The following is a 15874-nucleotide window of genomic DNA, read 5'->3' as shown; positions in this document are numbered from 1 at the left end:
TGTTCACTGTTTAGAAGCAATCGTGTCTATTATTAACTGTTGTTTTTCAGAGGTCGAAAAGATTCTTTTATACAAGCGTATATCCTCAACATATATGATGGCTTTTGTCAGCGGATGCACATCTATATTGGCAATTGGCTCAGTACTACCAACACCGAGCATTACCGCAACTTTTGAAACATAGGCATGACTATTATTCTCAGAAGGGGGTGCGTATATATAAATCAGATCCTCCAATGTTTCATCACCACTTGTAAATTTTGAGCGACCAGAGATTTTAGCCTTCAGGTCATGGATCAATGCTTTATAACCTGATTCCATATCTGGAAATTGTCGAAATCCTGTTTGACTGTTTACCGGTCTAAGATTACCAGGATTATTATGTCTGGCTGCCATACTCACTTTTTTAAGAGCTGTAAAATCATGTTCAAAACAGGGATTAGACTCTACATACATGGGATCTGAATAGTAATCAGGCGAACTAGCCCATTCGTATAATTGAACAATGACAACGAAAATAAAACACAAACCGACTGTCCACGCTCCAATAGTCAACAAAGCCTTAATCAACCAATAAAAAAATGATTCCCAATTATGTATTATCACATAAAGGAGTAATATGATGATTATAGAGAATAAGATCAAAATCAATTCATCGCTCATAATCAGATTCGTCACGCAAATAGCATTTCCATAGAGCATTACAAATATCTTCAGAATTAAGACTTCCTATTTTAGTGCTTGTTTCGCAATTTAAATACAAAGCAACTGAGTGTAAGAATGTGCTTGGTTGATTTGTAAAAAAAGTAGAATTTTTTATATAGTCCATCAAACTCAAGCCTGGCTCCTCTTTCATTATCACATCCAGTTTTTTGCTTGTAATATCATTTTTAAAAGGATAACCGCAATACAACTTTGCCAAATTCCAATGAGGCTTTTCACCCTTATGCAAATTGCGATAACGAACCACAGCTTCATAATGCAAATGCCTTCGTCTATGCAAATTTCTGTACCAGTTTAAACCTGCATCTAAATCATAACCTTTTACAAACCATCTTCTTATTGCATCAGGATTTGAAGATCCAGACAGCTCATTGCTTTTGTAACAGATCCTATATTTCTTAAATCTGTACTGCCAATAAAAAGAAACAGGTATTTGAGAGATTAATAATAGACCAGAATAATACTCTAGTCCTAATTTCAAAATATTTGAACGACAGGCAGTATGAAAAGGGCTTGTATAAAGTAGGCGTATGAGTTCCTTATTCTGTGTCATGTCTTCAGAAAATTGAGAAGAACAATGCTTTTTCACATATCTATCGATATATTTTTTGGCAGTTATCAGCCTCTTCCTGCTTGTTTTATTCAATTTCGAAAGCGATATCTCGTACATATTACTGCCTTTTGTCATAAAAGATAATTTCTAATAATGATATAAGTAAGCCCTAAACTTGCGTTTAGGGCTTTTATTTATTCAGCCTTAATAACTTTATAGCCAATTACGACTGCTGCAATTCCACTTCAAAAGTAAAATATATTATTTTCATCATGGGTTCCATAATAATATAGAAAAGCAGTACCCATACTCACAGCAAAGCCATCTAGAATCAAGACAACACCTAGATAATAGTCCCAAAATTCATAAGCCCTAATTAATATGCAGTGAATGATTGACCATCACCTGTGGCTTGTCCCACTTTATTGTTAGGAGAACCTCCCTTGGTATAAGATATGTAGCTATCACCTGGAATTGTTGTACTTTTAGTTTCACCAGGCTTTAAAGTGCCGCAACTGGAACTTGCACTAAAAGATTGAGAACCATAATGAAAAATGACTTTATCAGAACTTGAATTGTGTAATGTGATTTTAACTCGACTCATTTTATTTGTTTTAATCATTAAAAAATTGGCTCTACATTCAATCTTGAATTATGAAACTTTCATTAACCTTTCATCTCCAAAATTAAGGAATTAAAGAACCGTTTATTATGAAAACAAATGTATTATGTAAGACCGCCAAAACTTGACGGAATGGTAAAAACATTATATCCTATCCATTAGAAAAAAAGGTTTTTTCACCTTAATTCGATGACCATAGGATTGAATTTTACGTTTTAAATCGAAATTAGGCCTTACAAAAATGGATATAAGCAATTCTTCATCATTATCTGACAATATTTTTTGAGAATGATGAAATGGAATATTTTTCAAATCACTAGCTACACTTTGAGAAATTGAAAGTTGAATCTCAATGGGATCCTTATCAGTTATATTTAATCCAATAACATTATCAAACACGTCACTAGCATCAGGCAACTTCCGTTTGAAAACTCTGGAGCCAACAAAAACCCTAGAAATTCTGTCTAAAGCATAAATTCTTTGCTTAGCATTATTAGTATCGAAACCAATAACATACCATCTATTTTTATATTCTTTTAAAAACTCAGGATTAAGATAAGTGTTATAAACTGTTTGTTCTTCGAGATTTTTATACATCATATGAACAACATTTCTGTTACGAATAGCTTCGAGCAAGGGTTGGATGTGTTCCACACCAATCATCTCAGTATAAGAATCGAAATGAATGTACTTTAGAACATCTTTACCATCTCTTAAATTATCAACAATGTTCTTTGAAGAATAAGAATGCTTTAAAAACCCTAAAAAATCAGAAAAATCTATAGAAGACGTTTTATCAATACAATAACCATTGTAGGTTTTATTATATGATATATCCACACCAAAGTCATCCCTTAAAGTTTCAATACTTCTCTCAATTGTTCTTGTAGAGACGGATAAACCACGATTTTCGAGTGACATTTTGATGTCATTAAGACTAGGGAAATGGTATCTTTCAATTTTACTAATTATTGCGAGGTATCGTTTGAGTGTAGCTTGGTAAGACAATTTTATTTCAGTTTTAAAGAATTTATGAAGAAAGGGTTAGACTACTAATCCAACCCTTGATAATTTAACTTCCACACTTAGTGAAACATTGTATTTTTATGCAAAAAACCAAGAATACAAAACAAATAGTAGAAAAAGGAAAAGAAAAGTTTTCCAATAACGACCAACTAGCGATTCACTCCACTTCGTATCATTAGAAAAATCATTACTTAATCCTCTCCATTCGTGTCTGTCAGATGGCGAATGAGAACAATACTCTTTACGGTATGGACCTCTATCATTTGTAATTTTACCACAATAATTGCATTTATAGCTCATTCTATTAAATTTTAAGATTATATGTTAGTAGTGAAAATAAAATATGATACTATTTCTTACTCCCTAAAAGAATAATATTGGATTAAGAGAAATTCTACAATACCTATTACAAGTATTAGAACATTCTCAAATTTTATATTAAGAATTAGATCGTTTGATTTTAACAACCCTCTAAGGGTGCACTAGAGTGCTCTTTATTTTACCTCTAATAATTAGCAGATTGCTTAATTTCTAATGCGAAACAAATGTATATCCCACTCCTTTTGTATCCATTAGCTTGAAACCATTGTTACTATCAGGATCTTTTCTGAAAATTAATTTAACTTTATCATTTTTATTCTTTTCACCTTTTATTACAACTTCTCCAGTAGTTTCAACAAAACTCGTAAGCAGGAAGTTTTCCATTTTAACTGTACCACTGAGGTTATCTTGATATAATACTTTAATTGCCTTAGCTGTTGGGTTTTTGATGAATTTATAGAAACGGGTATTTCCTTCTTCTGATTGAAAAATATAAAGACCTAAGTAAGTATTATTTAGAGTCACGTATACTTTTTCTTTCTTAACAGTTTTTTTTGTAGGTTGTATTGAAGTAACCTTATGCGATTGTTTGATATAAATTTGAATTTCAGCAACTTTTGAATTCTTATGACTATTATCTAATTCATATTTATACTTGGCACCATACGATGTCTTTTCTGGGTCTACGGGACCAGTTATTTTTGCGTTACCCTTATATGATGTGGCAATTGCTCTTGCTTTTTCAAACAATCTCTTTTCTATATACACACCAACTATTTGATCTAGATTTGAATTATATAAATTTGCATAATCGTTCCATGAACTGTTACTGCCACTACCATCATGATAATCTATTTCAGAAAAGCTACATTCTTTTGGTCTAAGACTTTGAATTGACTGATATGCTTTTTCTATTTGATTACTCTTAAGATAATATGAGAATCTAGAACTCAACAATTCTTCTTTCATCTCCTTCTTCGAAACCCAATCGGTTATTAATTCAAGGAGACTTTCAGCTTCATCAAATTTGTTGCTTTTTAGTAAATCTTTCATTTTCATTTTAGGACTATTATTATTTAAATATTCCTCAATTGAAATTCCATCCATAATAATTTCTTTATAAATGCCTCTTTTTTTTGTGCAGTATGAACTATAAGAACCATCATATTCCTCATTGCGCTTATCTGGTTCAATTATGTTATTTTTTAGCCCATCTGCACGACGGTGTATAGATGACTTAAGCTTGCTTACTAGAACTAACAACTCCTCTTTAGATTGCCCCTTCTGAATTCCAATAATAATTTTTGACTCAATATTTTCCAACGACTCCGTTTCTGCAGTTGATTCTGCAGCATTTCTCGCCCACTCATTTTTTTCAGTTATATCTGAATAATGATTACTTACCTTAGTATAAGTAGCAAGAATCAAAAAAACACCAAGCACTATTAAGGTAGTCATTAGTTTTTTACTCATTTTAAAGCTCCTGTGGTTTTTATGAATGAGCCCTAGCTTTTCGTTCTTTTGAATAAGCTCGGCATCCAATATCATTTCTACTTCGTCCACATCATCGCCTAGAGCTTTAGCTTTTTTAAGAATAACTGATCTTTCTTGTTTTGTTATCTTACCATCAGCAATAGCTAATTTAATTAAATCTCTTATTTCTTCTTTGATCATGTCTAAAACTATTTTTTTTTGATAAACTAATATTGCGGCTTTTTACAATATTTAAAATGAAGTGTTCTTTTAATAAAAAAAAAACTATTGGTATTAATGTTGCTATTAAGTATGAAGTAATATCTAGGATATCAAAAGTTCCTGAAAACAGATCATATTTTTGACCATATTCATGAATGATTGATATAAAAGGAATAGCCAATATGCAAAAAAAACTTAAAACACTGTTTTCATCATGCCAGATGAATAACATCAAAGTAACCCAAGAAAAAACCCATAACCCGTCAGGCAGATTATAAATAAACCAATTAGGGTATAATTCATTTTTTAAGTAGAAATACTGGCTTCTGTAACTTATGATCTCTTCAATAAAGGTTCCTTTAAATAAATCGAAAACCATTATCTCATTTGACCTGAAAATAATATAGATTAAAATCCCAGTAAATAAGGATAAGAAGCTTACATATAGCAAGTATTTATTGGATTGGTCCATTTGCTCATATTTTTTCTAATTATTCATATTTCATGAATTTCATATTTAACATGCTCATTCCATCATTCGAAGTGAAAAAGCCATTTGCAGTATTTTGATTAAGCGTTAGCATCATTACTCCGGCAGTTTTTCCACAATCGCCTGGAATATTAATTACTAAGCTAATTTTGTCATGCCTTTCATTTATCGTTCCAGCAAAAGAGCATTGTATTTGATCTTTTCCTGAAACTGTACCTGTAATATTATTATTGAAAGTAAGGCTGTTAATCGTTATGGACTCAATTAGTGTTTTTTGACTATCAATCCACTTGCCTTCAATCTTAGATTTAAGTTGCTTTAATTTGCTTAGTTCTTCGCTTGTATGTTCTTGGGGAATTTCATTTGCTTTCATAATGTTAAAATCACTTACTTGCCCATCACCTGAAATCCAAATACCACTGCCTACCCCCATTTTAATAAAGAAGTCTAAAGTTCCACTCTTATTACTCAGTTCCGTTTGTGATTTGCTAACAGTGATATAATATTCACCGTTTGATTTAGATTTAACTACACCCGTAATTTTGTGATAAATACCATCCTGATATAATCGCCCGGTTAAAACACCAGAATTGATATCCTGAATATCAACAAATGTTTTTTTCGACCCCAGATTTCCAGCCCAATACCCAATTAATTTCTCATCCAAATCAAGCGTATTCGCAGACTCTATGTTATCATTATAATCATCTAATGTGATAGGTTTTCTTATCAAGTAAAATCGGGTTTCTTTTGTTTCCAAAGTATTAATTTCAATGCTTGTAGTACCCATATCTGATTGGTTAATTTTCAAAATATGATTGCCTGGAGCAGTTAAAAACACCTTTAAAACACCATTTCCCTTAGATAGTTTGGTAATTTCATCATTCTCATCAGATATCTCAATTTCCATGTCTGGAGGAAAAACATTGAGTACAACCAAAGCATCAGAAACATTAACTCCTACAGGTAATCCAATATTCCCCTTGGCTTTCTCCTTTTTAGTAATATCATAATATTCAAGCTCATTAATTGCAGATATTCTAAAAAATACGATTTCCTTGCTTTTTAATGAAGGCAGACTATTGGGATCCATCAATTGCCCAAAATTAATAGTATAGTTACCAAAGTAATTTATAGTAATAGCTTGAGGGCCATCACTTACATATAAATAATATTGTCCACCATTTTTATGAGGTTGATCAATATTCTCTACACTCGACTCAAACTTTAAGTCAACCGGTGTGTCAAATATTAATAATGTCTTTCCCTCAGGAACTTTTTCTTTTACTTCCTTACCCGCCTTTTTATCTATTTCCCATTTTATAGTGGATTGCGAGTAGACCTCTTGTGATAATACCAAGCAAAGTAATGAAATGAGAAACACCCACGTCCTTTTCATAATGTGTTGTCAGTTAATATTAGATATGTATTTTAAGTAACTTTATAATTACTTACTTCTGAGGATTAAACATTTCTAATTTGAATTTTTCATCTTCACTCAATGTTATATTTCCAATTTTTTCTGGTTGCCATGTTCTTACATGGATTAATGGATTGTTATCATCCGAAAAATCTATCATTAGGAATAAGTAACCAACATCACTATACCTTGTGGTATTCCATCCTTGCATCATATTTACCCCATATATATCAGGGTATTTTCTGTGCTTTTTTATCTCTATCTCAGAGAATTTAATGTTTATGTAAGAGTTTTTTTGAAATACACCCTTAAGCTTTGATAAGTATTGTTCTTTAGTTTGTTTTTGATAGGTGATAATTTTATCACTTAAATATTTCTTTGACATATCCTTATTGGCAGGCGTAACCGTAATCACCTTTCCAGTTATAATAAGTGCATCCTCACTATAAACTTTATTTAAATAATCGATGTCTTTTCTGTTATAAGCGGTTCTGAAGTTTTCTAAAAAATCAAGAATTATCTGCCTCCTTTTGTACTCCGTAACGCCTTCGCCTTCACTAATCAATTTGTTATACCTATTCGTCTCCATAGATATGTATATATTATCTATCATGCCATTATCTGAGAACACAAAAACCATTTCTTGATACTGATCCTCCTCAGGTGCTTCCTGCATAAAGATTGGTATATTTCTAATTTCGTAACCACCTTGTGCGCGTTTAATTGCTCTTTCGATAATATCAGTTTCGTAACATCTGAAATTACTCATTTCCCACATGGAGAGTAATGATGAAATAGCCTCATTAGAAATTATTTTGGACGAAATTCTTGGTTTTGTTTTCTTTGCAAATGCAGTATTAATTTCCGATAAAAAAACAGATGCATTGGATTGCATTGTTTTTTTCAATGTCTTATTTGTTAAATCCGTAACAATTACTTTAGTGTTAAATTGCGCGAATATTATCTGTGATGACAGCATTAACAGAGCCAGCACTGCTGTTACCTTAATTTTAAAATTCATATACATAGATTTTTTTTTCATTTTTGCTCTCGCTAATAGAAACCATTTTCGAATTTAGAACATTCATCCGGCTTGTAGTACCTTTATCCAAAATCATTAACAGCTCATCAGTATTAGAACTAAATACAATAAAATAACATTCCTTAATATTGTCCTTAAAGGCATCATAGCGGTAACTATAAACTAATTTACCTTTCATCTTTTGTTCCTTCAAATAACCAACAATATCATTAAATCCAGATAGTTTAGCGAGGTGGTTCAATATGGCACTTGATGTTTGAAATATCTCATCATTATTCTTTTCATTTATAGTAATAGATTTTTCTACAACTATAGTAGCTGGTTTTTCTGCGATCTCTTTTTTATCAATGACAGAATCTTCATTTTTAATGACCGACTTACTAATTATCTTAAGCTTTTCTTCAGCAGGTGTTGCAACTGATTCAGTTCCTTTAGCATTCTCAACAGGCATATTTAACTTCCATCCCGTAGTTGTTTTCGACTCATTTTTTGGGGTACTTATTACTCCTTTAGATGTTTTATCAATATAGGTAATGATCATATATTTTGGGCCTCTCGGCTTTATGATGTATTCTATATTATCTTTTTTCAAAGTCTTATTAGATGATAATTCATTTTTAATATTTTCCGAAGACCAAAACAAGTCTGCTGCCAATATTTTACCTTTAACAGTATCCCCTTGGACTGATTGCATATAAATATAATTAGGCTTGGTTTTTATTTCTCTCTCTAATTCTATTCTCTTTGAATTTTGAGCATCCACATTGGTAACGCTACCAACAATCAGCATAAAACTCATTAAAACCGAAACGCTTATTCTTATTTTCACAAACATGTTTAATTATTTATGTCAGATTCATTGTCATACTCAGAAAATAAATTCTTAATATTATCAGAGGGTATATTTGTATAAAAGCTTGCATTAATTATCGGATGTTCTCCGAACAAATCGTTTTTGACTGTTTCAACCGATAATAGATTGATAAAGTTTAAGCCTTTGTTATGCATGATTAAAGTTCCCACTAACGTCTCATCATCCGAATCTTCAACACCAAAATAATAATAAAACTCCTCTTCAAAAAACAAGAGAAAGTTGACTAATGGCATTTCATATTCCAATACTTCATCACCATAAATTTTATGCTTTATTTTTAAATCAATATTTTTATTTGAATCGAAAGGAACCAGAAAAATATTTGAAAAGGATTCTAAAGGGTATTGATCAGAAAATACAAGTTGAATATCCTGGGTCGTATCAATTTCATAGTACTTATTTGACGTAATCGCCTTAAAATAACTATCGCCAATACTCACCTTTATACTGTCTTTGTATTTTACCAGAGAAGAAGCTTCAATATCAAGGTTCGGCAATTTATAATTAGGCTTATAGTTCATCAATAATGATGAGATTTGTTCTCCATACTCCTTTTTATCCATTCCTGTTATAACATTATTATTGGCAGGAAATTTCATAACAAATTCATTTAACCCCTGTCTGAAAATAGCTGAATAGTTGATACCATCATATTTTATCGCAAAATCATATGGACCACATAATATCGGAATTGTATTTTTTAAGGTTTTAAAGCCAGGTTCACCCAAAGAATTATTATTTAACCGTAATTCAATTTTGTCTTCGCTTATTTTTTTCTTAATAAATGAAACATCACCTAACAACAAATACTCTAACATCGACCTTTCCATAAATGATAATACTTCAGGGCTAAAAATAAGTTTTTCGTTGAAAGAGAATAGATTTAAACCTATATGAGTTAATTGTCCTGTGTTATTGAATAATACTTTTAATTCAACTTCGTCACCTCTTATATTACATTTAACATTGTTATTTGATGCACTATTAACCTGATTTTTGCACTCTAATGGTAGCATTGAAAATACCTCGTTTAACTTTGCAGAAACAGATACTTCCTGTGCTACCACCCAAGTGCCGATAAGTGAGAGAAATAATATGAAGAATATTTTTTTCATTATCTACCTATCATTATAACCTCTTTCAAATTATTTTGGCTATCATATAATTTGCCGGATACTATATTTCCTTCGAAGAATTCCCCGCTAATATAATCTCCCTTTTCTGCCATACGCTTCTTTAGGTCTTTTTGGGAAATACGCTCTTTTTGGCCATAGTAATAATTACCTAAGCCGTGCATTTTAGCATCTTTCACCTCACCGACATATTTACTGCCACCATCAAAAGTTAATGATTGTGTTCCTGCAGGTGTTTTTGAATCTGTTTTGACCGGCTCTACCACTTTCTCCACAACTTGTTCTTCTGGAGTAGGTTCAGCTTCTCCGCTGTTAAGCATAAAAATCACTCCGGCAATAATCGCTATAACTACTATAGCAGCAATTATAATTATTCTTTTTTTACTACCTGAATCTGAATTTGGGGGACCTCCAAGCCCTCCACCACTTGACACAGGAGCATCTTTATCTTCCACAGGCATCTTACAGGCAGGACAACAAGATTCGCCTAAAGAATTCTCAATAATGTCATTTTCTGAAATTTCTTTGTCAAAATTTTCACAAATAGGGTTATTGCAAACAAACTTACTCATGTTACTTTATTTTAAAATTGTTTCTACTAAATATTCTTTTGCCTGTAGTACTGCATGATATTCTTTATCCATTTTATCATTTTCATAATCTTCAGCTAAAATTGAAGGAATAATATCAGTATTAATTTTATTAACCCATATTTCTCTAACTTCTGCCTTTTTATTACTTCTGATATTTATGAATTCTTCAATTCTCTTTGTTAGAATATTGTACAAACGATCATCTAAAAGCTTCTCCTCTAATATGTCATTTTTGAAAAGAAAATTGCCAATTTCATAAAACTTATCGGTTCCATTTGAGATATCAAAAAATTCAGTGCTTGACGCATTATCAGGATCCATGTTTACGAAATACTTACCCTTATCCTTACCAACATACCCAATACCATAGGCTAATAAGAAATAAGGTAAAACTTCAGCTTTAAACATTTTATTCCAAGCGCCTTCCTTTTGATTATCATTGAATGGAACTATTTTCGGGTAATTATTAGAAGAACCTTCAGTGTGCAATGTGAGAGCAGCAGTTTTAAAATCATTCATGAATATTGTTTCATATTTGTCATGCATCATTTTGCTAACTATATCAAAACTTCTTAAAGCCATATTAGCTCTTGCTTTAAAAATAGTTATTGAATTATTTCTTTGAGCATCAGGAGAAACAACAATTTCTGAATTTGGGAATGTTTGCTTCAACATACTTTTAAACTCTTGCTCAAACTCTTCTGCCTTTTCATTAACTTTATACTTAGGAACTAATATAATATAAATGTCAGATGCGTAATTTTTCAGAGATGTTGTATCCAAAGTTTCCGATTTGGTACTTGATAATTTTGCATAAACACCCGACTTATTACTTAAGTTTTTAAAATAACTTGCCAATTCATCTTTTGAAAAGCTATTTTGAAAATAATTGAGGACATTTCTTCCTACTAATTTATCATCTCCTTTTATTTTTCCAACTTCTTCAAGAAGCTTGTAAATTTGCGGAATCCTGGAATTCAAATGATATAGATAACCTTTTGTTAGAGAATCACTATCCATATTGTTTAATAAATCGGAAAAGGAAGCGCCTCTACTATTAGTAATTAATTTTCTAAATTGAATAAACTCATCCAATAAAATATTTTGTTCATTCAATATAATATCAAACTCTCGTTCCACGCCTCCCTTTTCATAAAGCATCTCAACACTGTTAGTCCTGTATGATTCTTTATTATTTGGATTAAATATTTTGTACTTTTCACTTACCGTATCAACAATTTTTTCATTTGCATCCAATACATTCGCTGATATTTTCTTTATCGTAACAGAGAGTTCATCAAATTTCTTAATTAATCGATCAATCAATTGTATGGAAAAATTGTAAGAAACAACTTCCATTTTGTTAGTGTATAGTTTTTGTATAAACCAAGCGGCTGACTCAAAAGCCTTTTTTGAGCTCTTCAATGGTTTTTTAAAATCGACCAGTAGTTTTGATATTTCTCTATTGCAGCCTGAAATAGTAAAATCAGCATTAGTAACATCAAATTCACCAGGATCAGTTAAATGCCCAACTCTTCTAGATGCAACTGACGATATTTCTAACAATTTTGTTTTCAACCTATCTACGATCAGGTTTAATTCATTGATACCAAGCACACGATCCCCTTTAGATATCCACAAATCAAATAAATACTCCTCTGTTCTTTTATAAAAGAAATCAATCTGCTGATTGATATCTTGGCTTTTTTCATGCCAATATTTCTCAACGCCGATCCCTCTAAATTGGCTGGAATAAAATCCATTCATGTAGTTATTAAAGTACATAATTGGTTCTTTTTCTTTTCCCGAAGTATAGACTTTTTCTGAATTTCTCTTCAAGGTTTCACTAATGTCTAAAAATTCTGAATCAGCATTTTTAAAATCCTCACTTCCATGTGGAGTCTTAAGGGATAAATAATCTAAGGTTAGATTACAAGCTTTTAAAATATTGTCTTTACCCGATTTTTCAACATAATTAACAGTAACATCTTCCCCTTTTTTATCAATATACCCCTTACCATCGGACCAATTATTATAATACTGCTGATTTAAAAATTGTTGCGCCAACCAAGCACCATATAAATCAACAACCTCCATTTCTGGGATTTCAACTTTTTTCACGGAAGCACTGGCGAAATTCAAAGCCCTTTCCTTTTCACCAGAAAACTTATCCAATTCTGAAATAATTGTACTATTTTCAGTTAGCTTTTTATATGCATCATGCCCTTCTTTTGATAGGGGTAGATTTACGACCGACTGATACAAGAAATCACCAATCATTTCAGGCAACTCATTATCGTAATCAATAACCAGATTATTTTCATTCTCATTTGAGAACACGAAACAGCTAGTATATTGCGCATCAATTCTATTTCCACTCCCTCGAGTAAACTCCTGAATATCTATAGGTTTATAGTGGTATTTATTTTCCCCCGATTCTGCACGGATACCAATTGCATTTATTTCTTTCAATGCTGCATAAGCATTTGGATAATAGTAACCAAGAGAATCTTTTCCTTGAACATTTCTTTCAGGTAAATAGGCATAAACAACTATTCTATCCTCGTTAAGACTATTTGCAGAAATATGTTTACTTACTAAGCTAATAACATCAACTACAGATCCACTTCCAGTTCCTCCAGATAATCCAGCAATTATGTGATATGTTGTTTGTGCACTAGAACCACTGATCTTACATACATTCTCATATGCAATTTGTAGATTCTTGGGGAAAGCATTATCTCTGTCATTGTATACACTTGCAGCAAAATATGCTCGTCCTAATTTTCTTAATTGACCTGAACCTTTTTCTGTTTTAACAGAAAGTTCTTGCCATGCAGATTTATCCCCAAGCCATGGTGTTATTGTAGGATAATTTGATTGATTTTCATAAATATCTTCCCATTCAACATTTTCCCGAGTATTTATTTTTGCCCAATCATCTATTCCATAATCTATCCCCAAATCTTTATCCCAACCCTTATTTAAGTCTTGAGGATCTGAATCAACATACAAATATTGAATAGGGTAACTATTCGCTTTTTCTTTAGTAAGTGCATTTCTAAAAAGAATTTTTCTGAATGATTTCAATGCTGCGCCTCCACGCCCACCAAGTCCAATAATTATGTGATTGTTTGCCATTTTAGTTATTTTATGTTTTGTCGAATTCTATCTCAAATTTATTTTCTCTATTAATTATTTGTTCTCTGAAAGCTTTTAATACTTTTCATTCAGTAACTCCTATTCCTATGTGTAAATGGTTTGCCATAATAGAAATAATAATTATGATTTATTTGTTCTGGTTTATGTTTGCAACATAGTGATTTTAAATAATCCCACGATATGTCTTCCATTGGAAGACATCTTTAGTTTCACAAAATACCATTTATATTTTTCATAAAAAACTGTCAAATCTGTCAAGTTTAGGAAGAAGTCACAAATATCTGTTTATCTTAAACTTATGACTCTTTTAAAAAAAAACATATCAGAACTCCGCTAAAATGTATTGCAATTAAATAAACAAATCCATATTCTAGATAGTTATAGTTTAAAAACACGATTAATTATGAAAATAAAGGTAAAGCTGCTCACCGCCAGAACTTGACGAAAAAGTGAATTTCTAAAAATCGGCCGCTTCAATATCTGGATCAGTTAGATCCAAATTCAATTGTAACACTTTCGATATTTAAACTTGCCATTATAAATAATTTTAAAAGATGTGTTTTAAAAATTTTATTATGATTGTGGAAAGCACAAACAAAACCAGTAAAAACAGCTTATCAAATCTGTCAAGTTTATCCAACAAAAAAATATCAATCATCTTCACCTAGCTAAAGAACTGAGACACACAAAAAATCCCCCTTACAGTAAGGAGGATTTATCTAAACAAATGTCGTTGTTAAAAATAGGTTGAGGATGAATAAAAACTAACAAAATGATCTTATTTTTGTCAGTAAGCCGGGGCCCTGAATTCCTTTCATAAACTTTCGCGGGTTTAGTCGTGAATTAAGGAGCCTCAGCTTTTTTTTATTTAGACCTCTTTTTCTTCTAATGCAGGATTTGCATTCTCATTTTTGGTTTGACGGGCACGTGCTGCCGTCATGTATTTTTGAGTAGAGCCGTTTATAAAATTGGCTATCTCAACATACTTTTCGTTGGGGCTGATACGGTTCAGCACCTCAATCGAATCGAACAACTCCTCGCAGGCTAAACGCAAGTCCTTATACACCTCTTCGGTATCGTAATCAAGCTTGCTTAGCTGTGCTTTGGCTCTATCCTCATTCAACTGATTGTAGGCCGCATTATCATCTACCATGTCTTTATACCAGGTATCGGCGCTTAAAGTCGCAATCAGAGCCTTATTCTCATCCAATTCCAGCTCCTTAAGCAGACTGGCCATTTTTGCCGACTGCACCTTTACGCCTTTAGCATGCAGGGACCAGCCGTGAGCTCTTATGGTACGACAAATTTTATCTGCCGCAGTAGCCAGAGTATCGTCTTTGCGATGTGTACTGGCCTCCATCAGCTTACGGAAAGCTACAAAAGATTCATCTCTGCGATGATCTTTCTTATGCAACCAATTGGTATACTGACTCGAACGGGTACGGTTCGATGCCGCCAAAGCCTTTTCTTGCTTCAGGTTTAACTTTTCTACCGTGGTGCCTAGTTGCAAACCTTCCATCTCGATGGAAGCCAGGTAGGTTTTAATCTCGTTGCAATATCCAATAAACTCGTTAATACGCAACAAACTAAAAATCATCTTAATAAACATATCTCAAAAATTTTCGAATAGTGAATAATATCGACATTTGTTAAGTGACTATTAAATTTAGAACATTTTACACACTTAAAAAAAAATAATATGTTTTTGTTATCATCAAAACACAAAACACCATAAACAACTGATAGACACACCCCCGCCACTACTACACTCAAGACAGATATCTAAAAACAACATTATTATGAATAGAAAGCAAAAAAAGTTTGATCATACCCGAAGACTAAGCCAAAAAAGGCAAAATGATCCTTCCACAAAACATATCCCAAATCCCATTCAGAATGAAACCTTTTTGCTTTGGAGCATACCTGAACCCGTTTAGACTCTCTTTTTTTTGTTTGGAGATAGGTTGAACCGGTTCTGGATATCATTTTTTTGTTTGGGGAGAGTCTGAGCCCGTTCAGGCACTCACTTTTTTGTTTGGAAACAGGCTGAGCCGGTTCAGGGCATCTTCTTTTTTATTTGGGAGGGTTTGAGCCCATTCAAGCAGTCTCTTTTTCGTTTGGAGATAACCTGCAGCCGTTCAGACAGGCTCCTTTTTTGTTTGGAAAGAGCCCAAAGCAAAACTGAAGTCTCTCGGGGGCTTATGAATAAAGGGCTTGGAA

General features: G+C 32.2%; 14 protein-coding genes. All 14 read right to left on the bottom strand.

Going from position 1 to position 15874, the window contains the following annotated elements:
* Positions 1 to 3: 3 nt before the first annotated feature.
* The 14 genes from ACXR6G_RS18315 to ACXR6G_RS18250 all read right to left on the bottom strand — a co-directional run bounded on the left by ACXR6G_RS18315 (position 4) and on the right by ACXR6G_RS18250 (position 15263).
* A complete protein-coding gene (locus ACXR6G_RS18315) occupies positions 4 to 663 on the bottom strand; it encodes a hypothetical protein (protein WP_458362905.1) in 660 nt (219 codons plus the stop codon).
* Positions 653 to 1411, bottom strand: a complete 759-nt coding sequence (locus tag ACXR6G_RS18310) for a hypothetical protein (protein WP_458362904.1) — start codon at positions 1409 to 1411, stop codon at positions 653 to 655. Before ACXR6G_RS18310 ends, ACXR6G_RS18315 begins: the two co-directional genes overlap by 11 nt.
* A 241-nt stretch (positions 1412 to 1652) precedes the next feature.
* Complete coding sequence (locus ACXR6G_RS18305; RefSeq protein ID WP_458362903.1) at positions 1653 to 1880, bottom strand: hypothetical protein; 228 nt, start codon at positions 1878 to 1880, stop codon at positions 1653 to 1655.
* A 162-nt stretch (positions 1881 to 2042) separates the two neighbouring features.
* Positions 2043 to 2819, bottom strand: a complete 777-nt coding sequence (locus ACXR6G_RS18300; RefSeq protein WP_458362902.1) for a helix-turn-helix transcriptional regulator — start codon at positions 2817 to 2819, stop codon at positions 2043 to 2045.
* A gap of 183 nt (positions 2820 to 3002) precedes the next feature.
* Positions 3003 to 3224 carry a hypothetical protein gene (locus tag ACXR6G_RS18295; RefSeq protein WP_458362901.1) on the bottom strand — a complete coding sequence of 74 codons (222 nt, stop codon included), beginning with the start codon at positions 3222 to 3224 and terminating at the stop codon, positions 3003 to 3005.
* 231 nt (positions 3225 to 3455) lie between these two features.
* A complete protein-coding gene (locus ACXR6G_RS18290) occupies positions 3456 to 4919 on the bottom strand; it encodes a hypothetical protein (RefSeq protein WP_458362900.1) in 1464 nt (487 codons plus the stop codon).
* Positions 4888 to 5319 (bottom strand): hypothetical protein, encoded by a 432-nt coding sequence (locus ACXR6G_RS18285; protein WP_458362899.1) that lies wholly within the window; start codon positions 5317 to 5319, stop codon positions 4888 to 4890. Before ACXR6G_RS18285 ends, ACXR6G_RS18290 begins: the two co-directional genes overlap by 32 nt.
* A gap of 112 nt (positions 5320 to 5431) precedes the next feature.
* Positions 5432 to 6829, bottom strand: a complete 1398-nt coding sequence (locus ACXR6G_RS18280; RefSeq protein WP_458362898.1) for a hypothetical protein — start codon at positions 6827 to 6829, stop codon at positions 5432 to 5434.
* Positions 6830 to 6881: 52 nt separating this feature from the next.
* Complete coding sequence (locus ACXR6G_RS18275) at positions 6882 to 7871, bottom strand: hypothetical protein (RefSeq protein ID WP_458362897.1); 990 nt, start codon at positions 7869 to 7871, stop codon at positions 6882 to 6884.
* Positions 7861 to 8721, bottom strand: a complete 861-nt coding sequence (locus ACXR6G_RS18270) for a hypothetical protein (protein WP_458362896.1) — start codon at positions 8719 to 8721, stop codon at positions 7861 to 7863. Before ACXR6G_RS18270 ends, ACXR6G_RS18275 begins: the two co-directional genes overlap by 11 nt.
* An 8-nt stretch (positions 8722 to 8729) precedes the next feature.
* Positions 8730 to 9881 (bottom strand): hypothetical protein, encoded by a 1152-nt coding sequence (locus ACXR6G_RS18265; protein WP_458362895.1) that lies wholly within the window; start codon positions 9879 to 9881, stop codon positions 8730 to 8732.
* A complete protein-coding gene (locus tag ACXR6G_RS18260; protein ID WP_458362894.1) occupies positions 9881 to 10471 on the bottom strand; it encodes a hypothetical protein in 591 nt (196 codons plus the stop codon). Before ACXR6G_RS18260 ends, ACXR6G_RS18265 begins: the two co-directional genes overlap by 1 nt.
* A gap of 6 nt (positions 10472 to 10477) precedes the next feature.
* Positions 10478 to 13633, bottom strand: coding sequence for a tubulin-like doman-containing protein (locus tag ACXR6G_RS18255; RefSeq protein WP_458362893.1), 3156 nt, complete (start codon positions 13631 to 13633; stop codon positions 10478 to 10480).
* Positions 13634 to 14522: 889 nt separating this feature from the next.
* Positions 14523 to 15263 carry a DUF6261 family protein gene (locus tag ACXR6G_RS18250; protein WP_458362892.1) on the bottom strand — a complete coding sequence of 247 codons (741 nt, stop codon included), beginning with the start codon at positions 15261 to 15263 and terminating at the stop codon, positions 14523 to 14525.
* Positions 15264 to 15874 lie beyond the last annotated feature (611 nt).

It is taken from the genome of Ancylomarina sp. YFZ004 (assembly GCF_054254355.1).
Note: the sequence above shows the minus strand (reverse complement) of the source record. Positions and strands in the feature narration are given on the sequence as shown.